Here is a 23,316-nt window from a genome sequence, read left to right as displayed (position 1 = left end):
AGTTACTCTCCAATGTTTAAAACACATAGGTTACGTTAGCATGAATACTACGGCTCAACATCGGATAATCACCCGGGAATCCCAAGCCGATACCGAATAAAGCTGAATCTGGTACTGGCTCCACCACGTTGTCGTCAGTTAGATTTTTTATGCTGAGTGTCGCATCCCAGTGCTCGTCAATTTGCCAAGCTAAATTGGCGTCCAGCTTAAGATAATCATCCACTTCAGGACGGTTATCGCCGGGTTCTCGTTGTCTGTCTGCGATCCAGTAGCCCTGCATCGTAAAGCGCCAATTTGCCAGGAAATGATAACCCATGTCTACAAATGCCATTAAGCCCGGGACGCGTTCTTTATCAACATTCTGAGTTTTTCGTTCCGACTCTAACCAAGACAGATTGGCGGAAAGTCGAAGTAATTCAGTCGCTTGCCAATTGGCCTCCAACTCAGCACCATAACCATCTTGTTCGCCATTATTTTGGAAGGTAAAGCTCTGGTCCAGTTGGATCAAGTCTTCGGCCTGATAACTAAAAAAGTTTAGCGCACCATTGAAATCGTCACCGGGACGATAATCAATGACGAATTCCAATGTTTCTATCTGTTCTGGCTGCAGCGTTGGGTTGCCCAGTGTGGTTGGATTGTTAACAAACGCGAGTTCAGCCACCTTAGGGGCGCGAAATGCGGTGCCGAATAAAAACTTAGCGGTTATCGCTTCGTTGGCACTCCAAACCAATGCCAGTCGAGGATTGGTAGTGGAGCCAAAATCTGAATAGTTATCGTAGCGTAAACCTGCGGTTAACTCCCAATTTTCATCAATTTTCCACTCGTCCTGAACCGAGAGGAACCACAGATCCCGGTCGTAATCAGGGGTATAAACAAAAGGCGTTCCGGTAACGTCAATCAACGCATCACTTTGCAGCGATTCTGGAATGTTCTGCACATCTAAAATCCCCGGACCAAAATTTTTAATTTCCTTTACATCTTGTAAACTAAATTTCTTAGCGCCAAACCCGACTCTAATACGATGATCCTGATATCCGGAATAAATGAAAGCAGAGCTAAGCTCAACTTTTTGTGTAGTGGCGCTCGGTTGACCAATGACACCGTCTGGAAAAGTAACCGGTGTAAACGGTGGTAGAAAAACATTGCCGTCATTACCTACAGGCCAAACACCGGGCGGTAATAATTGAAATCTGGCATCGTGAGTCGTTTGACCGTAGGAAAAATCAATACTGGCATTAAGTACGTCCGTTAATGCATCACTCCAGCTCAATTTGCTAAACATGGCATCAATGCGATCCACGTCATAGTTATTGCCCCAAATAGCCGCACCAGTTCCCATATTTTGTTTGGTACGCCAATACCAGTTTTTGAAGCTAAAATTTTGGTAATCTAAATTCAGATGTATGTTGCTGATCTCTCCATCGCGATCCATCACTCCGTATTGAGTCACCCTGTTATTGTCACTATTGTGATGGGTGTGGCTCACCGAAAATGCGATTTGCAACTCATCAAATTGCTTGTCCCAATTTAGCCAGCCATCAAAAGTATCAAAGGAGCCTGCGCTAATTCCCACTAGTAACTTGTCTTGCTGAGCAGCCTTTCGAGTGATGACATTAATCACTCCGCTGAACGCATCTGCGCCGTATACTGCTGATCCCGGGCCACGAATAATTTCAATGCGCTCAACCGCATGAATTGGGTATTCGAAAGCATAGGGTGTGGATAACGCCGTCATCTCAGAGATATCGACACCATCAATCAAAACCAAGACTTGCGGGGTTGAGTCTGTAGAAATTCCTCGAATGGAAAACAATGGCATGACCCGATTGATGGAAGGCATGACATGTAAGCCCGGTATCCGCTCAATGGCCTCTGAAAGATTCCGGGCTCCCATCGCGGCGATATCATCTGCAGTAATCACAGAGACCACTGCGGGCGCTTCTGACAACTGCTTGTCTGTGCCCGTCGCCACCTCAACTTTGAGTAATTCGGCTAAGTCCATTGACAGCAACTGTTTTACCTTGGTCTTTTCTTGCCCGAAAACAGCAAAGCTAGCCAGAGCGACTACGAAAAGTAATAATTTGAAGACTCTTTGCATAATTTGACCTGCTCTGCCTATGCGCTTTTAACCGGAATAGTCGTATCGCTGTTTGCAACTATATATCGTTACTCTATCGCAACTATAGCAGCTAAACAGTTAAACTTTGGTACTAGATTAATCTCGTTGAAAGAAGACCGATTGATTCCGCAATTTTTTTCAGCCTTTTATTTTATGCAATTTCCACTAGGCTCTTAGTTAAACAATTATCTCAATTGGAATTTAGTGATGAGTAACAAAGACGTGAGTGTATTAAATCTCATTCTGGCCATTATCCTGCCACCGGTAGGTGCCTTTTTACAGGTTGGCTTAACACTGCACTTTTTCCTGAATATTGTACTCACACTAATGGGCGGTATTCCCGGTATGATCCACGCCGTTTGGTTAGTGGTGTCGAAAAGAACAGCTTAATAAGAGGATTAACTATGGGACTATTATCAAGAGCGTGTTGACCTTTGTTGCGCAAAATTTGTTCTAAATATAAGCGCTTTAATCGAGGAACAGTCCTACAGGCCTAGTGGTACTAAGTCAAAGGACTGTGACAAAGAGTAAAGCGCTTTTATAACGAACCCTTCGGGCAGCGCCTGTGTGCAATTTATGCTTCGTTGAATGCTTTTGATTTAGCACCACTAGACCTTCAAGCATTCGCCTTGTCTAAATTGAACACAGTCTGCTGCAAAATTGCACAGCAAAGATCATCACGCTCTAATTTGATGGGAGATGCTTCAGAAGTGGATCTGGAGCAATTAGAAGAAGAACTACAAGCGATAACAGCGGACAATGAAGCCATTCAAATGGGTTACAAGGTCTTCAGGGATATGTTTGTATTCACTAACAAGCGCTTGATCTTGATAGACAAGCAAGGCGTTACCGGGAAAAAGGTGGAATACTTGTCTATCCCCTATAAATCCATAGCCAAATTTGCGGTAGAAACCGCCGGTAGCTTTGACACAGATAGTGAACTAAAAATCTGGATAGGTAGCGATCCTAGTCCATTAGTTAAAGAGCTGAAGCGCGGCACTGATGTAGTAGGTATTCAAAAAACCCTTGCCAACAGCATGTTCAGCTAATTAGTACTAATCCTGTGGCGCTTGCCATGAGTCCAGTTTAGCTTGCGTGTTTCTCGCAAGCTCAGACTGGTTCTGTTGCAGCCACCAGCGCTCCATCAAACGAACATTACGCTTATTCGCTTTGTAAAACAGGTCCACCAGATCCCCCACCACAGGAATAAAACCTAAGCCAAAATCCAGTAGGCTATTGCGCACCATTTTGCGCAGTAAATGTTTCGGCATACCTAGCTTCTTACCCAGATACACAATACGCAGCGCCACCAGAGTCATGACCGCGTCACCAAAACCGGGAATTAAACCGATAAGAAAGTCTAAACCGACATTGATGTTTAAAATGGGTATGCGCACTGCCGTATCGGTAATATTGGCAATCCATTGTGCTTTCAATAACTCATCAGGTGCCTTAATTTCACTCATAATGTATCCGCTACTCCACTTGAGTTTCAAACAGCTGCCAGTCAAAGCTGCGTTTTAAATAGTCACTGCCCCACTTCTTGTCTTTTAAACGGGACTCCACCACGATGATTTCCGGATCAAAGGCCTCGGGCAGCATAAACTCCCCCTTGAGCACCTCGAAATATCGAAAACTAAAACTGAGAGTATCAGAGTTTTCAATCAGTACCTCGTTAAGTTTCAGCTCTGTCGGCTTGCCATCCTGGCTACCAATCAGCGTAATATCCACCTTGCCTTTTACCGTGGTGCGATGCTTGTCTTTTTGCATCAGAATCAGCGCATAGCGGAAAAAGCCTTCACTGGCACTGGGCTCGAGATTAAAAGAATCAATGATGAAACCATCTTGCTCCAGTTCCGGGGCCATTACTTTTTGATAAAAGCTTAACTCTCTACGAAGCTCTTTTTCGGCCGTCATTTGTTGCAGGATTTGTTTGCGACTTTCTTCAGACGCCAGTCGGGCTACCTCAAGGTCGACCCCCAGAATATTGATGTCGCGGGTGAGACGGTTATTTTCCGTTACCAGGTTATTCATAGATTGATTGAGACGGTCAATTTCCTCATTCAGTCGTTGCTGTTCGATTCCAGCCCACTGATAGCCAAGCCACCCAGATAGTATTAATAGTGCAATCACCGCCAGATAGTATCGGAAAGCACCGAATCGTTTTTTAAGAAGTTGGCTGGTCACATTTCGGCCCTTGTGAAATTTTCACCATTATAGACAGCAGATCTAACATCTTAAAGTATTGATTAACTCTACCGTAAAAATGCAAAACCAGAATTTTTTCATAGACTTGCGCTGGGTTTGCTATCGCCAAGTTAGCATTTTTATGATACCTATATAACTAAATAATCCCATGGACTTTCTCTTGAACCGAGCCGCCCAATGCCGATAAAAGTCTTTATCAGAGCAATGAAGAGGCGCCTTTCTCTCGCATCACTGCGAGTAGCGCTCTCCCATCCCCGAACGTCAGTGCAACTCAGTTTGCTGGGTGTTCTCGCAGGTATTTGTTCCGGCAGCTTAATCATATTGTTTCGCCTCAGCTACGAGAGTTTACAGTTACTCTGGCTAGACGAAGTAGATAACTTCGCTTCATTAGAGCCAGAAATGCGTTTATTGATCCCCATTTTAGGAGCGTTAGCGATATTTTTGTTCGCCATTATCACCCGCTTTAAACACTACCGTACAGGTATTCCGTTTGTAATTTATCGCGTTAAAAATCACAACGGACTCATGCCTTTTAAAAACACCTTAAACCAGTTTTTCGGGGGTATGGCTGCCCTGGCCAGTGGTTTTTCAGTGGGTCGCGAAGGCCCATCCGTACACTTAGGGGCTGCGGGTAGTAGCTTTATTGGAAACTGGCTCAAATTACCCTATAACAGCATTCGAATTTTAACCGGCTGTGGCATAGCCGCAGGCATATCGGCTTCATTTAACACCCCTTTTGCCGCAGTTTTATTTGTAATGGAAGTGGTGCTCAGAGAATATAAAATCCATATTTTTATTCCAATAATGCTCTCTGCCGCTTGTGGTTCAGTATTGAGCCGTTTGGTGTTTGGCGATGACCATGAACTGGCTTTTCTGACTATCGCTGAGTTTGATACTTGGATGTATCTGTACTTCATCCTATTTGGAGCCGTACTGGGCGGCATTTCTACATTGTTCAATATGCAAATAATGAACATTATCCGCTGGTTCCGTCCCATGAATATGTTCAGTCGTCTGCTACTGGCGGGGGTGATTACGGGCCTGGTTGGTTGGTTTATTCCCAACGCAATGGGTACCGGCTTTAGTGCCATTCACTGGGTTGTCGCAGCACCACAAGATATCCAATTACTACTGGCCATCCTGTTGGCTAAATTTATTCTTACCATTTTTGCCATTGGATTAGGCATTCCTGGTGGTCTAATTGGCCCGGTGTTGGGGTTAGGCGCACTATTGGGAGCAACGTTAATGTATCCATTGGGTCTTGCCTATGAAGATCCCAGCCACTTAACCAGTAGTTTTGCCATTTTGGGCATCGCCGCATTCCTCACCTCTGTAGTACATGCCCCTTTGGCGGCTTTGTCGGCAGTAATGGAGTTATCAAATTCGGTAGATGTGGTGCTACCGGCAATGATGGTTATCGTGCCATCTTATGTAACAGCTAACCAATTGTTCAAAAACAGCTCTATCTTTATTCGGCAACTGGATTATCAAAACCTGCCCTACACCACATCTTCCATACGCTCAACCTTGCAGAAAGTGGGCGTGCTGGCGCTCATTGACCGGGAATACAAACTGTTTATGGACGCCACAGACAAACATATTCTGGACTTTCTAGATACGGCCCCAACCCATCCGGTAGTGCAAAAATCCACCTACGAAATTGATGTGCAATACTTCCTGGTACAGTACGATTACAGCCTGAACAAGGAGGGTTCTCCTCTGCGTTTCTTCCCGATGCAGGGAGTCTCAGCACAAGCAACATTAGCGGAAGTCTATGAAATACTGCAACATCGCAGAGAAGGTGCGGTGTATGTTCAGGGTTCAACACCACATTCTATTGTTGGCGTGATAACCTGGGATGCAGTGCGCAGCTATCTGTATCGCAAAGAATATTAAGGAGTTTAGTGGTGACTATTTTGTGGCTCAAGGCACTTCACATTTTTTTTATGGTGGCATGGATGGCAGGCATATTTTATCTGCCGAGACTATTTGTTTATCACGCTCAATCAGAATCCGATGAACTCAATCAACAATTTAAAGTCATGGAAAGGCGACTCTGGTGGTTCGTTTTGCCTTTCGCCATTCTGACTTTGGTATTTGGTATTGCTTTAATCCATCAATATGGCATGGCTTGGTTGGGCGCGTCCCATTGGTTACACGCCAAGTTGCTATTAGTGCTACTGATTTACGCTTACTATGGATATCTGTTTGTTTTGATGAAGCGATTTGAGCGGGACGCAAACCGCCATGGTCACAAGTTCTATCGTTTTTTAAATGAATCGCCGGTATTTATCTTTCTGGCCATCATCGTACTTGCGGTCGTGAAGCCCTTTTAGGGAAAAGCATGAGCCAATATTTTAAAGAGCACCTGAAAGTAGCACTGCTGTTTTTATTTTCCAGTATCGCCTCAACAGCTGGGGCTGCAACTGGCTCTATGTCGCCAGAACTTTTAGTGGCCTTAAAACAAATCAATGATGCTCGGCTTTCCCCCGATAATAAACGCATCGCCTTTATTCAAAATATTCCTCGTGATACACGCAAAGCCTCTGTCGGTCCTGACTGGCAGGAACTATTTCTGTTAGATCACAAAGGTCAAATGCGCCATCTGATAAGAGGTCTGAATCAGATACAGCAAATAAAATGGAGTGGCGACGGACAACAAATCTGGCTACTAATGCGACGCCAGATTGAGCCCTTTTTTAGTATTTACATGATAAGGCCCGATGGCGGCGAAGCCATTAAAGTGGTTGCAAGAAAGCAGCATATTCACGGTTTTGATTTACACAATGATGGCCAGTCGCTCGCTTATTGGTACCCCTCAGAGCAAGCAGAACAGAGCAAGACGCCCAAGCTAGACAGCGTATACGAATTTGAAAATGAACCAGACAAGAACCATCGCCTATACCTATTGTCTCTGGCTCAAATGGACAAAGGAGAGCAGTTAATTCCTGTTGATGGTCACGTTGTAGAAGCTAAATTCGCTCCTGAAAGCCAACAACTATTGATTAAGAAAGCGCCATCTAAAAATCAAGATGACATCATCATGCGCGCCGAGTATGTGTTGAGCGATGGTATAAGCACAACAACCACGCTAGTTTCAGGGTTGGGAAAACTGGGTAAAGCGGCGTTTTCTCCTGATGGCAACAAACTCGCCTTTATTGCTGCACAAACCCCGAGTTCACCGGATCACGGCAGCCTGTTCCTGATGGATATCAAGCGCCAGAAAAGCCAGCAAATACTCAGTAACTTTGAAGGTATGATAACCAATGTGTTATGGCCTGAAACCAGAAATCTGGTATTTAGCGCTGATATCGGGGTACGCTCTATTATTGCCAGCAAGCGCGCCAATCATAGCAGCGACAGTTACCGCACCTTGTACGATGGACAACTCATTATCCGAGGTATACACAGCACAGATAGTGATAACAACCTGGCAGTTATCGCTAACAGCCGTGCACACCCTGACGAATTATTCTGGTTTAAGCGGGGTAAAATGCTGCGCTCCAGCAATTCTAATAGCCAGTTAGATGAATTGAACCTGGGCCTACAACAAGTTCATAAGTTTAAGGCCGAAGACGGCGTTGAACTGGAAGGAATACTCATATCTCCCCGCGATGCAAATACCTCTGCCAGGTATGACACCGTGATATTTGTCCATGGTGGACCGGAATCTCATATCAGTGATGGTTGGATTGCCCGCTATAGCCAACCTGTACACAGTCTTGCGGCAATGGGCATACAGAGTTTTTTGCCTAACTATCGAGGCTCTTCAGGACGCGGCGATGCCTTTTTAAAACTAAGCCAAGGAGACTATGCGGGCGCTGAGTTTAACGATTTACTGGTGGCGCGACAGTATTTACTCGATAAGCAATTAGCCACTGATTGGCTGGGGATCTCGGGTGCGTCTTATGGCGGTTATGCCGCAGCGTGGTGCGCCACTAAATTTTCACAGTACTTTTCAGCGGCGGTGAGTATCGCCGGGATCAGTAATCAAACTTCCAAGTTTGGTACCACAGATATCCCTACAGAAATGCTGCAAACCCATGCCTTAAGTATGCCATGGCAAAGCTGGCAAAAATGGCTACAGGCCAGTCCCATTTACTATAGCGAGAAGCACAAAACACCACTTCTCATCATGCATGGCATGAAAGATAATCGGGTGCATTACAGTCAATCATTAGAGCTGTATCGTCACCTTAAAACCCGCAACAATGCGCCGGTTTCACTATTACTTTACCCGGAGCAAGGGCATCACATTATAGATGCCCACACACAATTAGATATCGCAGAACGAGTTACAAGGTGGCTGGATACTTATCGACTAAAGGCTAGCGATTCTCCTGATTGAGATTTTCCGGCATTGATTTTCCTTGCTTTACGGCGATTGATGACACTCACCACAACGGGAGTGAAAATCAGAGACAGTATCACTGAAAAGCCGACGCCTCCGGCGAGCACTACCGCAAGCGGTGGCCAGAACGTGCCTTCACTAAACAGCAGTAGTGGGATAAAACCGCCCACTGTGGTGACGGTAGTAGACAGAATATGACGGCTACAACTCATAGTTGCTTCAACAATGGCTGCACTGTCTCCCATTACGGCTCGCTCATCAGCATTAATTGCGGCAATCACCACAATGGAGCCATTAATAGCCACACCAATCAAACCCGCACTGCCCAAAATCGGATTAAAGCCCACGGGCAAACCAGAAATCCAAAGGCTCAACATGCCCAATCCCACCGACAACATAGCAACGGCACCTATAACCCCCGCCAGTCTAAAGCTATTAAAAGACAGGATCAGAGTTGCCAGCATAAGTACCAGTAAAACCGGTGCATAAGTGGCTAACTGGCCTAACGCCTCTTGCTGTTTATCGGCATCACCTTTCATTTTGATGCTATAGCCCTGAGGCAACTGTATGCGCCCGTCATTGATCAATTCCAATAACCGGTTGGAAACATCAATGGCTGTGGCATTGGGCAACAAAAACGCTTCAATGTGGTTGACTCTGACCCCATCGTTTCGACTGATCCCAGACATGGTGGGCTTTAACTCAAATTCCCCCAATGCTGACAATGGCACCCATGTTTGCTGCTGCGACAATTGACTGTTTAAGATAGGTAAGCTGGCCAACTCGCTGGTATCCTTGCGCTCTTGATTACTCAAACGCACCCGGACCGGAATTTCTTCCGTGCCTTCCAGAATAGAGCCACCGGTTGCACCATCTAACGCGGATTGCAATTGTGCTGCGATATCGTTGTAACTCAACCCGGCCAATAGGGACTCGTTGTAGCTGGTGCTTAATATTAACTCCGGCTCTCCGGTTTCAATTGAAGCAATACTTTGCGTAATACCCGGTATCTCTGACATCGCCAAGCGCACCTGCTCACCCAGCTGCTGCAATACTTCAAGGTCAGGGCCAAAAATATCCACGCCAATCGGAGCTGAAATCGGTGGGCCTTGTCCAAAAGGACGCACTACGATTTGAGCTTGCGGAAACTGTTCACTCAATTCAAATTGCAACTCTGAAATCAGTGTCGCAGCACCATCAACACTGACAGCAGACACCACAGCCTGAGCAAAATAGGGTGTATTGTCTCTGGTCATCACCTGGTTGTAATACACCGAAGGTACTGAGCCACCTACTAACCAGGTCACTTGTTGTACCAAGTCATGTTCGCGTACTTGTACATCTATCTCACGGGTTACGTCATAAGTGCGTTCGATACTGGTACCTGCCGGCATCCAGATGTACATCTCAAATTGATCTCTGTCTGCACTGGGGAAAAACACATTGCCCAGCTGCCCCGCCAGCACAAAACCTAAAATGGGTAGCCCGATAGGTAACCATAGTACTTTCAAAGGATTTTCAATCGCAGATTGCAAACGCGACTTAAACAGCTGTGTTATCAAAGGCATTTGTACCCCAGCCTGGTACCAGGAAGCCTCACTGCCACCGGGTTTGCGCGGTAGAAATCGCGCCGCCAGAGCCGCGATGATGGTCAGTGAAATAAACAGTGAGCCAATCAAGGCCATCACGACACTTATGGCGATGGGACTGACAAAATCACCAATGTTACCCGGTAGCAGGAATATCGGCATAAATCCGAGAATAGTGGTTAAGGTCGAGGCCAATAAGGGGACGAACAGATGGCGTAAACTGGTAACCAAAGCATCGAGACGAGACATGGCTTTGTTTTGCAAATTGGCCCGTATTTCGTCGGTGATCACGATGGCGTTATCAATCAACAGGCCAATGGCCACAATAATACCGAAAATAGACATCTGGTGAATTTGCTGTCCATAAAAGGACAGAGAAAAAATCGCAAACGCTGCCGAAAGTGGCAAGGACAGCCCCACAATCCAGGCGGCTCTGGCCCCCATGAAAAGCAGCACCACCAACATCACCACGACGCTACCCAGTAACAAATTCTGAGTCAAATCGGCAAGACGCTGCTCCGTGTAGATGTTTTGATCAAAGATAATCTCGGTGTGTACCGTGCCAGCGAATTCTTTATCAAACTCAGCGACTACTTCCTTAGCATTGGCCATCCACTTATCGACACGCACAGTGGTTTGCATGCGGGCTGCCACAAGGATGACTTGTTCTCCATCCAATAAAGCAATGTCTTGCTGGGGCTGCTGCCAACTGCGCTCAACTTGCGCGATATCCCCCACCCGTAAATAGCCGTTAACCGCATCGCTGCGCAGTGGGATGTCGCGCACCGACTCCAGGGTGTCCAGTTCACTGGCTACCTGTACTCGCAAATTATTGTTTTGATTCCGTACTACGCCTGCCGGAGCTTTAGGGTCGTTGGCGGCAATCAGCGCAGCGGCCTGTGCTACGGTTAAGCCAGCGTTCGCCAGTTGCACCGCATCAATACTCACCAGAATTTCCTCTTCTGGATCACCATAAATACGCACGATTTCCGTTCCGGGCACATTGCGCAAACGGTCCGACAACTCTTCCGATAACCGTGTAGTAATACTTAGGTCTTTAAACCCTTGCTCGGTTTGCACATCCGCAACAGGGGATAACGCCACTTTCAAAGTAAAAGATGTGGCTCCCCGCTGTGTATCTAAATTAGGCTCACCTGCTCCTTGTGGAAACTTTTTGGCAGCTTCCGATAAGCGATCTCGTATCTCTGAGAAAATCTGCTCATTAGTACTATTGTCGACCCACGCCTGCAGTTCGATACTCACCACGGATATACCCGCTCGAGAGGTAGACTTCAGCTCTTTGATTTCATCAAGCTGGCGTAACTCATCTTCTATAACGTCACTCACCAAGGCCTCAACGCGTTCCGCTGACGCACCCGGAAAAGGAGTAAGCGCAATCACATTTCTCAAATCAATACGAGGGTCTTCTAGCCGTGGCAAATTCACCAAAGCTGACAACCCCGCCACCATGACAATGACAATACTCAACAGCAACAGGTGACCATTGCGGAAAAACAAACTGTACCAAGGCATTTTTCGGACGGAAGAATTATGTGCTGACATCTTTTACTCCCGAAAACTACAAACCGGCCACGGCCAGAGGCTTGGCTGAGTCAGGAAACGGCACTTGCGTGGCGTAAACCATTTGCTCGGGAACAAGACGCTGTCCACCGCGCAAAATAACATAGTCCTGCGCATTTAACGCGCCACTTACATAAGCCTTACTCTCATCTGAGAATAACACTGTGACGGCGCGCGTTTTTATGGTTTGAGCGCCACTAGCATCTGATACTGTAAACAGATTCCACATACCGCGTATACCATTGGTAAGCGCGGATTTGGGCACCCAGTAGCCTACCAATTGCGTCTCGGTTGGCAATAACAAGGTTAACAAGTCGCCCGGTAAAATCGCCGCTTTATCGTTACTTCCGTCTTCAATTTCAAAAATCGCGTCAACTGTACGGGTACTGATGGTTCTGGCATTGGCGATAGACTTGAGTCTGGCATTGAAAGATTCAGGTCCGCTAAATACCTGATAGGAGCGTCCTTTTACCAGCTGAAACGCTTTGTCAGCCGCCATCGCCATGCGTACTTCGGTACCTGAGTCTTGTTGCAGGGTAAAAACGGTCATTCCTTGGCCAACGACAGAGCCCGGGTCAACAGGTCGCGTTAAAATTGTGCCGGTAAAAGGCGAAATTATTTTAGATTTGGCAAACTCCACCAAAACACTGGCTTTGCGCGCTTCCATCTCTCGCACCAATGCTTGTGCAGCAAGAGTAGCTTCGCGTGTTTCATCCAGGCGCTGAGAAGACTCAAGTTTTTGTTTAACTAGCGAGGCAACGCGATTCTCAGAGAGCTTGGCTAAGCGCGCATCCGCTTTCGCTCTGGCAATCCCGGCTTCAATTTCTTGTAATTGGGCAATGAGTCGCTGCGTATCCAATTCAGCAAGTAGTTGCCCTTCGTTGACTTTATCTCCTTCATCAACCAGCGCCGTCAGCAAAGTACCACTTCGCTCAAAGCCCAGACTGGCTTGCTTACTGGCTTCAACTCTACCTACCACTTTAACAGATCGGCTATAGGCGTTTTGCCGTTCCACCTTGATAACATCCACTTTATTGGGGAAAGGTTCAGCTGGCGCTTGCGGCACCTGACCTGCGCCAGCGGCACTCATTAATAAAAACAAAAATAGCGCGGGTACAACAAAAAATAACATCACCACGACACCGGGACGTTGTGCAACCCATGAACGCAATTGAGAAGATGACATGTGAACTCCAAACCAGTAATTGCCACTAACCGAAAATAATACTAGACTGTACAGTATGATATTTCAAATAAAAATACTAGACTGTTTAGTTTGATAATTAATGCAAAGTGGTATAACGCATGACAAATGAGAAAAGATCACAGGCGGGGCGCCCGAAAAGTACTGAGAAACAGCAGCAAATTCTAAAGGCTGCAAGTTGCCTGTTTTTACGCCAGGGATTTAATGCCACCTCGATGGACAACGTTGCAAAAGAAGCCGGTGTTTCCAAGCAAACCGTCTATTCCCATTTTAAGAACAAAGACGCCCTATTCACTGCGGTAATTTCATTAAAGTGTCGCCAATATCAGATGGACGAAGAGCATATTCTGGAGTGTCCCAAAAACCTGAAAGCTGTATTGCTTTTAATTGCTGAACAATTTGTCAGATTGCTGCATGACAAAGATGTAATCGCAATGTACAGAGTGGTTATGGGCGAAGTAAGCACCAACGTACATGTTGCTGAATTATTTTATGAAGCAGGCCCTAAACAAGCCATGCAGATACTCAAAGACTACCTGTTACAACAACAGGAAATACACATTCCCCAGCAACACTTAAAACATCTGATCATGGCGTTTTTCAATATGCTCAAGGGGGAGCACCACATGCTGAGTTTAATGGGCCTTCCCGGTGAATTGGATGAACAGCAGCAACGGGATTTTGTCCATCTAGTGGTTGAGGATTATTTACTTATTTTGCAGCGCCACGCGAGCTAACAGGCACAGTTAATAACCTTTGTGCCACAACAACCTTGCCAGCGTAATTTTCTTGGATTTGTTTTAAGGTTGTACTTAGCTCGGGCTCACTGCGACGCATCAAATGCGATATCAACAGCTGTCTCGGTTTAGCCGTTGCGGCAATCTGTGCAATTTCTGTCGGTGTTACATGTAAACTTTTCGCTATCTGACCGGCACTTTCCGGTATGGCCATGTGGATCACCAGCAAATCAGCCTGCTGCGCAAACTGGGCCAGTTTATCGGTTTTATTACTCAAATCTCCGCTGTATACCACAACACAACCAGCCATCTGGATACGCCAGGCAAGAGCGGGAATAGGACCGTGATTAACAGAAATGGCCGTTACCTTGCCCCAAGGAAATGCTTTTTCATATAGCGCAGCGCCTTTTTCCATTGGCACATCCTCGCTGAGGATTTGATAACTCTCCAGCCCTTTCTGCAAGTAATCAGAAAGATAAGGAAAGGCGCCCTCTTGCCCAAATAGACGGGTGATGAATTCGCTGGTTGCAGGCATACGAGAATTTTTATCAGGACCGATAACGAGCAAATCCCGATTTCGGCGAGTAAAGAAAGAGCCTTTAATGTAGGTGGGTAAATCTGCACTGTGGTCGGTGTGTAAGTGAGAAAGTAAAACGGCATCTACATCGGCGAAGTCGGCTTGACTTTGTTCAAAACTAAAGCTGCTGCCACTGCCAGTATCCAATAATAGCCGGCTGCGTCCATCAAGCCAAAATTGATAACCAGAAGATACCCGACTGTCGGTTATTTCCGGCCCTCCTGCTCCTAATACCTGTAATTGCACTTCAGCTCCACAGCTAGACGCATTTACTGATTCAGAAAGCAATATTAGTACTAACGCTATCCACACACTGCGCATTTAAAGCACCTGGTCCGGGTTAAAAATTCCATCACTGGTAAGACCTTACCAGAAAGCAAAGACGAGATTAAGCAACTATGATTATTATCATGCACAATTGCTCGTTAATGTTTTTTGCTCCTTGGTCGTGAATTTGAAAGGTCTACAACCTATTTTAAGCAGTTTGATTTGTAGCTTCTTACTGATGTCTTTTTCAGTATCCAGCACAGAGCGACAATTAATATATCCGCGTCCGGAAGCGGGTATCGATAAACGCCAGGACTTTGCCATTGATCTATTACAGGCTATTCTGACAAAAATGCCCCGTAAATATCAGCTGCAAGAATCACTGTTTCCCGCACAGCAAGACAGAGCACTACTATTATTGAACGATAAAAAGCTGGATATTGTCTGGACCGGAACTTCTGATCATCGAGAAAAACATTACCGCGCAGTGCGCATTCCCATTCAAAAAGGATTATTGGGGTGGCGTTTGTTGTTAGTGAATGAGGACCAAAAAAACCTATTAAGAGACGTTCATACCATAGAGCAATTAAAGCTATTCAGTGTCGGGCTGGGCGGCGGTTGGCCCGATGTGGCCCTGTTCAGCGACAATGGTTTTGTAGTCCATACGACGACATCTTACGAAGCCTTGTTCAAGATGTTGCAAAAGCGCCGATTCGATTTGTTCCCACGCTCGGTACTGGAGGTTTGGAGTGAGTTAGAAAGCTACAAAAGCATGGGAATTGCCGTCGAGTCCAACGTCGCGTTGCACTACCCCTATGCCAACTTCTACTTTGTACATAGAGATGACAAGCAATTAGCGCAAGACATTGCCCAGGGATTCAATCAGTTAATCGATTCGGGTGAATATGAACGCATGTTTCAGAAGAGCTACCAACACATTCTGGATAGAGCGCAATTATCAGAGCGAAAAATATTATCATTAAAAAATGGATTTTTTCGCAAACCAGACGATAAAGAAAAAAAATATTATTTTAATCTTTGATTTAGGATGATGATTTTATATTCTTTGTTAACAAAAATAATAAAAACAATAAACAAAATCGCCAGCGGATGGCGGTAAGCAAAGATTTGCTGTGCCCGAACATTGTAACTATAGTGTTACAGAAACGTTTCAGTTTCTTTAATGACCCCAATTTATCAGCTTAGATAAAGCCATTTTTGAGACTGATTGATTCAGGAACGTACAAATAAAAGAGGCATAAGACGCCCATGTTTAAATCGATTAGTAACCAACTCGTATTTTGGTTGTTTGTCAGTGGCTTTATTGCAGCGACTTTGTCAGGCTCCGTGGCCTACGTGGTCTCATCAGGGCAGGCAGAAAGTGATTTCGAAAAGCAAATGCAAGCACAACTGGGCTATGCCAGAGTCGCATTAATCGAACCGGTATTTACTTATGATTATGGCCAGGTAGAACAAATAGCCAAAGCCATGACCGACATCGACATCGTCTCTGGTGTCACCATCACAGATCACCGCGATAAGGATTTAGGCAAATCCGGTAAGACCCGACTCACGGATGATTCGGTTGAAGTCTATGAAACCGGGCTCATCAGTCGAGACGGTAAAGAAATAGGTAAGATCAGTGTGGTGTTTACCAAAGCGCCCATGCAAAGCAAATTAGCCAGCAATGCCTTCTCAGCCATGTTAAATATCTTGATTCTGGTAGTGGTTATGCTGGTAGCTGCAGTAATTACCACCCGCAAACTAGTACTTTCACAGCTGCTAGACGTTACACTTTCGATCAAAGAAATCGCCATGGGTGATGGTGACTTAACCCGCAAACTCAAAGGTGCCCGCAGTACCGAGTTTGCCAGTCTCGCGCGCAACTTCCATTTACTGTTAGAAAAGCTCACCGAGTTAATTAAAAACGTGTTGCAAACAGGTAACGTGATTGAAAACCGCTCAGAAACCATCAAATCAATGATGGTGGATGCCAATAAATCCACAGATGCACAGTTATCTGATGTACAAATGATAGCCACAGCCCTGCAAGAAATGTCTATTACCGCCTCGAAAGTAGCAGAACACTCACAACACACAGTAGAGCAAACCGATATTGCCAAGGAAAAAGTTGAGCAAGGTCGCAGTCGCGTAGTAAGCAGTGTCGGCATTATTAAGAGTCTTGAAAGCAGTATCTCAGGCACAGCAGACCAGGTTTATCGCCTCAGAGATAACAGTGAAAAAATCGGCTCTGTGGTCACGGTGATTAAATCCATCGCCGAACAGACTAACCTGCTGGCCCTGAACGCCGCCATTGAGGCAGCCCGTGCAGGCGAACAAGGTCGCGGCTTTGCAGTGGTTGCCGATGAAGTCAGAACCCTGGCACAGCGCACTCAATCTTCTACGGAAGAAATTGAAAATATCGTCACCGGCCTGCAAAGCTCTGCTGAAGACGCCCATCAATCCATGTCTTCCAGTACTAGTGCTGTGGGACAAGCGGCCACCGAAGCTGACAGTATAAGCGAGATTCTGGATGGTATTCAGGAAACCGTGGTCAATGTCAGTGATATGAATCACCAGATAGCCGTGGCATCGGAGGAGCAATCTGCGGTGAGTAACGACTTGAGTAAACGCATTGAGTCTATCAGTCATTCAGCGGATGCACTTGCCACAACGATGAGCGAAGTAGATGAAATATCCGGAGAGCTGGAAGACAAGTGTCACGATATGCAAGGTGTACTAGGTCGCTTTAAGCTGGATTAGCTTGAATCATTCCTTCGGTTAAAAACAAAAGGGAAGCTAACGCTTCCTTTTTGTTTTTAACCGAAGGACAATAGAGCGATTTTATCTTTCAGCAGGAACTTGCACCATGAGTCGTTTCTTGGGTCAACACATTCTCTCGGTTAATCAGTTTGATCTGGATGCCATAACCCAAATCTTTAATGTCGCCGATACCATGCAGGTGTATACGCGCCGGGAAAAGCGCACCACCGTGTTGGATGGTGCCATTTTGGGTAACCTGTTTTTTGAACCCAGTACCCGTACCAGAGTCAGTTTTGGTACCGCATTTAACTTACTAGGTGGTGAAGTCAGGGAAACGGTTGGTGTGAGCAATTCTGCCCTGGCCAAGGGAGAGTCCTTATACGATACGGCCAGAGTACTGAGCGGCTATTCCGATGTCATAGCCATGCGCCATCCGGATGCGGGTTCGGTTGAAGAATTTTCTAAAGGCAGCCGGGTACCCTGTATCAATGGTGGCGACGGTCCCAATGAACATCCTACTCAGGCTTTATTAGATCTCTACACCATTAAAAAAGAACTGGCTTTCCATCAGCGCGATATTAACGGACTACACATTGCCATGGTAGGTGATCTAAAGTTTGGCCGTACCGTACATTCATTGGCGAAGCTACTGTGCCTGTTTAAAGATATCCGCTTTACCTTTATTGCGCCGACAGAGCTCGGTATGCCTGATTACATTCTGGACACCATAACGAATGCCGGACACCAATTTAACATTCAAGACTCATTGGATGGTCAGTTTGATGCAGACATCTGTTATCAGACGCGTGTGCAAGAGGAGCGCTTCCCCTCCAAAGAAGAGGCCAATAAATACCGTGGAAAATTTCGCCTCAATCAGGCGATTTACACCCAGCATTTTAAGTCTAAAACAGTGATTATGCACCCGCTGCCACGTGATTCACGCGCCGACGCTAACGAGTTGGATAACGACCTTAATCAAAATCCCAATCTGGCGATTTTCCGTCAAACAGATAACGGAGTTTTAGTGAGAATGGCGTTGTTTGCCTTAGCTCTTGGCGTTGAAAATAAAGTAAAAGACTACGAACGCGCTGTGCCATGGCATTATCACAGTAATTAATCACAACTCATTTGACATATTCAAACCAGACTAGCAAAGAGAGCATCAATGCAAAAATCTGAACAACTTTTTTCCCAAGCAAAGCAACATATCCCCGGCGGTGTAAACAGCCCGGTGCGCGCCTTTAAAGCCGTTGGCGGCACTCCGCCTTTTATCAGCAAAGCCGATGGTCCTTACCTGTTTGACGCCGATGGTAAACAGTATATCGATTATGTCCTCTCTTGGGGTCCCATGGTGTTAGGCCATAACAATGAGGTGATCCGCAAAGCGGTGGCTGACGCCATAGAAAACGGCTTGAGCTTTGGTGCCCCCACCGAATTAGAAGTACAGATGGCAGAGCTTATCAGTACCCTTGTACCCAGCATGGAAATGTCTCGCATGGTTAACTCGGGTACCGAGGCTACTATGAGTGCCATCCGTCTGGCCCGAGGTTTTACCGGGAAAAACAAAATATTGAAGTTTGAGGGCTGTTATCACGGCCATTCCGACAGTTTGTTAGTGAAAGCGGGCTCAGGTGCCCTGACCTTCGGTGTCCCCAGCTCACCTGGCGTGCCAGAAAGTGTGGCACAACATACCTTAACCGTTGAATTTAATAACCTGGCAACAGTGGAAGAAGCCTTCGACCAATGTGGCGACGATATCGCCTGTATTATTGTCGAACCCGTAGCCGGGAATATGAATTGTATACCCCCAGTACCGGGATTTCTCGAAGGATTGCGCGCAATCTGCGACAAATATGGCGCATTATTGATTTTCGATGAAGTGATGACTGGCTTTCGCGTGGCATTGGGTGGCGCACAGGCTCACTACAACATCAAACCAGACCTTACCTGCTTAGGCAAAGTTATTGGTGGCGGTATGCCGGTAGGTGCGTTTGGTGGCAAACGTGAAATCATGGCCCATCTGGCACCAAGCGGACCTGTATATCAGGCGGGTACACTATCTGGCAACCCCATTGCCATGAGCGCAGGTCTTGCTGCACTTAATGCGATTCAGGCACCGGGTTTGTACGAAACCCTTACCCAAAACACCGAAAGGCTGGCATTGGGCATCCAGGCAGAAGCTAAGGCGGTGGGCGTACCAATGACGGTAAACTACGCCGGTTCCATGTTTGGCATTTTCTTTACAGAGGTAGAGAAGGTGGTGAACTACCAGCAAGCTATCAATTGCAATACTGAACAATTTAATCGCTTTTACCATAAAATGTTGGAACTAGGGGTTTACATGGCACCGGCATCCTATGAGGCAGGCTTTGTATCTGCCATGCACTCTGAAGCCATCATCGACCAAACTATCCAGGTGGCCCGTAGCGCGCTGGAAAGTCTGTAGTTGTTCACAAAAAGCCGGGGCGCCTCCATCGCCCCGACTTCCAGATGTGTTCCTTTGACGCTCAGTGATATCCGTCATATGTAGTTCCAGTAGCAATTAGTAACATTCCTTTGGGAACTTATTTCCTGCACAAGCCTCTATCACTTAGTTTTATTTAGTAAGTCAGCTAAGTTGCACAGTATCAATCTCAATCTGGACGAAGTTTCGCAGGACCCTTCGCATAATCTTGTAGTGCAAAGCATTGCGGATATTCCTGACACCGAGCCGAAGGCGGTCATAAATACCCGCTTAACGGAAGACATTGCGGTGTTGCCCTTGCCCGGTATCAACACCGGGCTTGAGGTTGAGACAGAGGACAATCGGACCAACAAGACAAGGGATAAAAGCAATAAAACGCTGATGCTCTGTTCGTTTGCCATTCATGCAATGGGGATTGCTGCACTAGCCTCGCAGAGCGCCCGCCATATCCCAAACATATTGAGTAAACCAGAAGAAATCATACCTGTTCAGGCGACGCTCTATTATCCACCAATACCCAAGCTCATCGAAGTTCCGGCAGAATCACCAGAAGCCTTAGAAACAGTGCCCATCAAGACAGTACCTACTGAGATACCTGTTGCTGAGCTCCAAAACAACACTCTCGAGAAAAATCAACAGCCATTGGCACAAACAGTCACAGAGTCAGAAAAAGCAACAGTATCCGATGCAGCGATAACTGAACCAACCGAGCAGCCTCCTGAAGTGGCCGTTACCAATGAAAATCCCATTACGGAGTCGGCAGTCGAACCAACAGCGCAACAAGTAACGGGAAATCGACTAGAGCGGCTCAATCAGGCACTCAGTTCACATTTAAACCGCATTAATACGCAACAAATGCAAGCCATGAGTGAAGCGGCTACCGCTAATCGGCAACAGCAATTTTATCAGCAACAGACACAGGGCTACCAATTACCACAAGCAGAGCCTGAAATGAAAATAAAAAAATAGACTGCAGCGGCGCTGCAGGTAAAACCGCAGGTTTATTGTCGGGTTTAATGGGCGGCACATTGCGGTGCAGCGAGACCCCGGATTTCCAGAAATACATAGACGCGCGACTTAATAAGCCGTCAAAGCAAAAATAGTCCGGCTCAAGCCGTCAAATATACAAAGCACATCAGGAGCCGAACAACCGCTCCCACAAAGATTTCTTCTTCGGCTCAGGCACCTTACCATCACAGCTGGTTGCATCTGGTAATGCAGGTAAATAAGCCGGCACACTCAACCCATCAGCACAACCGGGCACCTTGCGACTGCCATCAGCACCAGAAAAGTGGGCAATACCAATTCCTTCAGGAAAGGTCTGATTGAAGGTTTTTGGATAAATCGCTTTCTGCATATTGATGAAGATAGACATAGCACCTGCGGAGCCAGTGAGTCCGGTTTCCAGGTTGTCGTCATTGCCCACCCAAATGGTAGTAGTCATTCGGTTGTCCATACCGCTAAACCAACTGTCTCGATAATCATCTGTGGTCCCCGTTTTCCCTGCAAAATTCACCCTTGGGAACACCTGTTTAAGACGCTTTCCGGTGCCTTCTCTGGTTACCTTGTGCAGCGCATAGTTCACCAGATACGCGGCGGCTTTATCCACGCGCTGCTCCGGTACATTCATACGATACCAGATGGGGTTGTCATCGTGAGACGAAATGGCAGCAATGGAATGCAATTCTTGTCTGATCCCCAGATTAGCCACAGTCTGATACATTTGGTTCACTTGTTTAGGTGACAAATTCAACGCCCCGAGTGTCATGGCCGGGTATGTATCAAACTTTTCTCTAACGCCCAGGCGCTCAATGGTATCGGCTACATTTTCAAGCCCTAAAGACATGCCAAGCTTCACTGTTGGCACATTAAGAGAATGAGAGAGCGCGGTTAGCAGAGGTACGCTACCTCGGAATTTTTTGTCCACATTTTGTGGCTCCCAATATTTGCCATAGGTACTCTTTAGCTTAATGGGTTTATCTTCAATGGGGCTGGCCAGGGTATAAACCTCTGGCTGTTCAAGTGCCGTTAGATAAACCGCCGGTTTGATCAGTGACCCCACTGGGCGTCTCGCATCCAGCACCCGGTTAAAACCTTGATAATCAAAATCTTTGCCACCCACCAATGCCCGAATAGCGCCACTGCGAAAATCTGAAGCAATAATTGCAGCGTTCAGGTCTACGGTCTTTCGGCTTTTTTGTAATCCCGCTAAGGTCTCTTGCGTTGCTCGTTCCGCAGCCCGTTGAATGTGAGGGTCCAGGGTACTGAAAATCTTGATGCCGGAATCTCGTAATTCCTGCGCCGGTAACACCTGGCGTAATTCGCGATTAACCTGCTGCATAAAAGCAGGATACTTGTGCTGACTCAATATGCCTTTATTTACCGCATTAAGCGGACTCTCTACCGCCTGAGTGTAAGTATCCCGATCAATCTTATCCTGCTCAAATAAAGTGCGTAAAACCACATCTCGGCGCTTAAGCGTATTCTCGGGGCGGCGGAACGGATTATAGGCAGAAGGCCCCTTAACCATACCCACCAGCGTTGCTTGTTCCGCTAAATTTAGCTCCGCCAAAGGACGATTAAAATAGTAATAACTGGCAAGCCCAAAACCGTGAATGGCGAGATTACCGCGCTGGCCGAGAAAGACTTCATTGAGATAGGTTTCAATGATTTCGTCTTTGCTGTAACGCAGGTCAATAATAACCGCCATAATGGCTTCATTAACCTTGCGTACCAGGCTGCGCTCTCGCGTTAAAAACAGATTTTTAGCTAACTGCTGCGTTAAGGTAGAACCGCCTTGCACCGTTCTGCCCGCTTTTATATTGGCCACCAAAGCTCTTAAGATGGCTAATGGTGCTACACCATGATGCTGATAAAAGTTCCTGTCTTCGGTGATCACCAGGGTTTCAATTAACGAAGGGGGAACCTCCTCCAGAGGCAATAAAATTCGATCTTCCCGGCTCTGGGTAATAATACGCGTCACCATCATAGGCTCAAGGCGCGCTGCGTTAACCTGGCTGGATACCGCATTATCGAAAATACTCACCAGTCGATTTTGCTGCAGCTTAATACGCAGTTGTCTGGCGGACTCAAATCCTTCTGCAAATGCAAACGCACGTCGGAAGATGCGCAGCTCACTACCTTGTTCAGTGTACTCGCCGGGCTGGTTGAGTATGGCGACTTTGCGGTAGCCCAATAATTCCAATTCCTGCAATATCTCAGCTTTACTGATCTCCTGGCCCTGTTGTAATAGCAGAGGCCGCGCGAAGAGTTGCGCCGGAACCACCCACTTATTGCCGGCGAACCGCGTTTTGATTTGCGCATCCAGATAAAAACCGTAAGCGAATAGCGCCACTAAAAAGACGACGCTTAACTTCCAGAAATAACGTTTGAACCAGCGAAATGGTGTGCTTAATAATTTCAAAGTTCAATCCTGATCTAAAGAGGGTGGATCTA

General features: G+C 46.4%; 17 protein-coding genes and 1 pseudogene. 11 read left to right on the top strand and 7 right to left on the bottom strand.

Annotated features, from left to right (window positions below; all coding sequences use genetic code 11):
• Nucleotides 1-16: 16 nt before the first annotated feature.
• The gene (locus AABA75_RS04385; protein ID WP_338291305.1) at nt 17-2,098 is read right to left on the bottom strand and encodes a TonB-dependent receptor plug domain-containing protein; all 2,082 of its coding nucleotides are present in this window, start codon (nt 2,096-2,098) and stop codon (nt 17-19) included.
• Between the two features lie 228 nt (nt 2,099-2,326).
• Here AABA75_RS04385 and AABA75_RS04380 point away from each other — a divergent pair, with 228 nt between their 5' ends.
• Nucleotides 2,327-2,509, top strand: coding sequence for a YqaE/Pmp3 family membrane protein (locus AABA75_RS04380; RefSeq protein WP_425325563.1), 183 nt, complete (start codon nt 2,327-2,329; stop codon nt 2,507-2,509).
• A gap of 302 nt (nt 2,510-2,811) precedes the next feature.
• Complete coding sequence (locus AABA75_RS04375) at nt 2,812-3,168, top strand: PH domain-containing protein (RefSeq protein WP_338294803.1); 357 nt, start codon at nt 2,812-2,814, stop codon at nt 3,166-3,168.
• A gap of 6 nt (nt 3,169-3,174) precedes the next feature.
• Here AABA75_RS04375 and AABA75_RS04370 read toward each other — a convergent pair whose 3' ends face one another.
• Entirely contained in the window at nt 3,175-3,585 is a 411-nt protein-coding gene (locus AABA75_RS04370) for a DUF4112 domain-containing protein (RefSeq protein WP_338291304.1), read from the bottom strand.
• Nucleotides 3,586-3,595: 10 nt separating this feature from the next.
• The gene (locus AABA75_RS04365; protein ID WP_338291303.1) at nt 3,596-4,306 is read right to left on the bottom strand and encodes a DUF6776 family protein; all 711 of its coding nucleotides are present in this window, start codon (nt 4,304-4,306) and stop codon (nt 3,596-3,598) included.
• A 225-nt stretch (nt 4,307-4,531) separates the two neighbouring features.
• On the opposite strand from AABA75_RS04365, the gene AABA75_RS04360 reads away from it, so the two are divergent.
• From AABA75_RS04360 to AABA75_RS04350, 3 genes are read left to right on the top strand one after another with little or no spacing between them, the layout of a single operon-like run.
• Nucleotides 4,532-6,223 carry a chloride channel protein gene (locus AABA75_RS04360; RefSeq protein ID WP_338294801.1) on the top strand — a complete coding sequence of 564 codons (1,692 nt, stop codon included), beginning with the start codon at nt 4,532-4,534 and terminating at the stop codon, nt 6,221-6,223.
• A gap of 11 nt (nt 6,224-6,234) precedes the next feature.
• On the top strand, nt 6,235-6,663 hold the full coding sequence (locus AABA75_RS04355) for a CopD family protein (RefSeq protein ID WP_338291302.1): 429 nt from the start codon (nt 6,235-6,237) through the stop codon (nt 6,661-6,663).
• A gap of 8 nt (nt 6,664-6,671) precedes the next feature.
• On the top strand, nt 6,672-8,675 hold the full coding sequence (locus tag AABA75_RS04350; RefSeq protein WP_338291301.1) for a S9 family peptidase: 2,004 nt from the start codon (nt 6,672-6,674) through the stop codon (nt 8,673-8,675).
• Here the strand turns inward: AABA75_RS04350 and AABA75_RS04345 are convergent.
• Both AABA75_RS04345 and AABA75_RS04340 read right to left on the bottom strand, forming a co-directional pair.
• Nucleotides 8,642-11,830, bottom strand: a complete 3,189-nt coding sequence (locus tag AABA75_RS04345; RefSeq protein WP_338291300.1) for an efflux RND transporter permease subunit — start codon at nt 11,828-11,830, stop codon at nt 8,642-8,644. The two genes, AABA75_RS04350 and AABA75_RS04345, sit on opposite strands and share 34 nt — an antisense overlap.
• Nucleotides 11,831-11,846: 16 nt before the next feature.
• Nucleotides 11,847-13,034, bottom strand: a complete 1,188-nt coding sequence (locus AABA75_RS04340; protein ID WP_338291298.1) for an efflux RND transporter periplasmic adaptor subunit — start codon at nt 13,032-13,034, stop codon at nt 11,847-11,849.
• 119 nt (nt 13,035-13,153) lie between these two features.
• On the opposite strand from AABA75_RS04340, the gene AABA75_RS04335 reads away from it, so the two are divergent.
• Nucleotides 13,154-13,789 (top strand): TetR/AcrR family transcriptional regulator, encoded by a 636-nt coding sequence (locus tag AABA75_RS04335; protein WP_338291297.1) that lies wholly within the window; start codon nt 13,154-13,156, stop codon nt 13,787-13,789.
• On the opposite strand, the gene AABA75_RS04330 is transcribed toward AABA75_RS04335, so the two are convergent.
• The gene (locus AABA75_RS04330; protein ID WP_338291296.1) at nt 13,764-14,687 is read right to left on the bottom strand and encodes an MBL fold metallo-hydrolase; all 924 of its coding nucleotides are present in this window, start codon (nt 14,685-14,687) and stop codon (nt 13,764-13,766) included. The genes AABA75_RS04335 and AABA75_RS04330 overlap by 26 nt on opposite strands.
• A 184-nt stretch (nt 14,688-14,871) precedes the next feature.
• On the opposite strand from AABA75_RS04330, the gene AABA75_RS04325 reads away from it, so the two are divergent.
• From AABA75_RS04325 to AABA75_RS04305, 5 genes and pseudogenes are all read left to right on the top strand, one after another.
• Entirely contained in the window at nt 14,872-15,675 is an 804-nt protein-coding gene (locus tag AABA75_RS04325) for a substrate-binding periplasmic protein (RefSeq protein WP_338291295.1), read from the top strand.
• Between the two features lie 1,139 nt (nt 15,676-16,814).
• A pseudogene (locus AABA75_RS21400) lies at nt 16,815-17,396 on the top strand (methyl-accepting chemotaxis protein); the annotation flags it as partial.
• A gap of 106 nt (nt 17,397-17,502) precedes the next feature.
• On the top strand, nt 17,503-18,513 hold the full coding sequence (locus tag AABA75_RS04315) for an aspartate carbamoyltransferase (protein WP_338291293.1): 1,011 nt from the start codon (nt 17,503-17,505) through the stop codon (nt 18,511-18,513).
• Between the two features lie 48 nt (nt 18,514-18,561).
• Nucleotides 18,562-19,842 carry a glutamate-1-semialdehyde 2,1-aminomutase gene (gene hemL / locus AABA75_RS04310; protein ID WP_338291292.1) on the top strand — a complete coding sequence of 427 codons (1,281 nt, stop codon included), beginning with the start codon at nt 18,562-18,564 and terminating at the stop codon, nt 19,840-19,842.
• A gap of 171 nt (nt 19,843-20,013) precedes the next feature.
• Entirely contained in the window at nt 20,014-20,829 is an 816-nt protein-coding gene (locus AABA75_RS04305) for a hypothetical protein (RefSeq protein ID WP_338291291.1), read from the top strand.
• A gap of 166 nt (nt 20,830-20,995) precedes the next feature.
• Here AABA75_RS04305 and mrcB read toward each other — a convergent pair whose 3' ends face one another.
• The gene (gene mrcB / locus AABA75_RS04300) at nt 20,996-23,284 is read right to left on the bottom strand and encodes a penicillin-binding protein 1B (protein WP_338291289.1); all 2,289 of its coding nucleotides are present in this window, start codon (nt 23,282-23,284) and stop codon (nt 20,996-20,998) included.
• Between the last annotated feature and the right edge of the window lie 32 nt (nt 23,285-23,316).

The organism is Planctobacterium marinum (assembly GCF_036322805.1).
In the GTDB taxonomy this organism is placed as follows: Bacteria; Pseudomonadota; Gammaproteobacteria; order Enterobacterales; family Alteromonadaceae; genus Planctobacterium; species Planctobacterium marinum_A.
The sequence above is the reverse complement of the archived record's forward strand: the minus strand, read 5'-3'. Positions and strand labels throughout refer to the sequence as shown.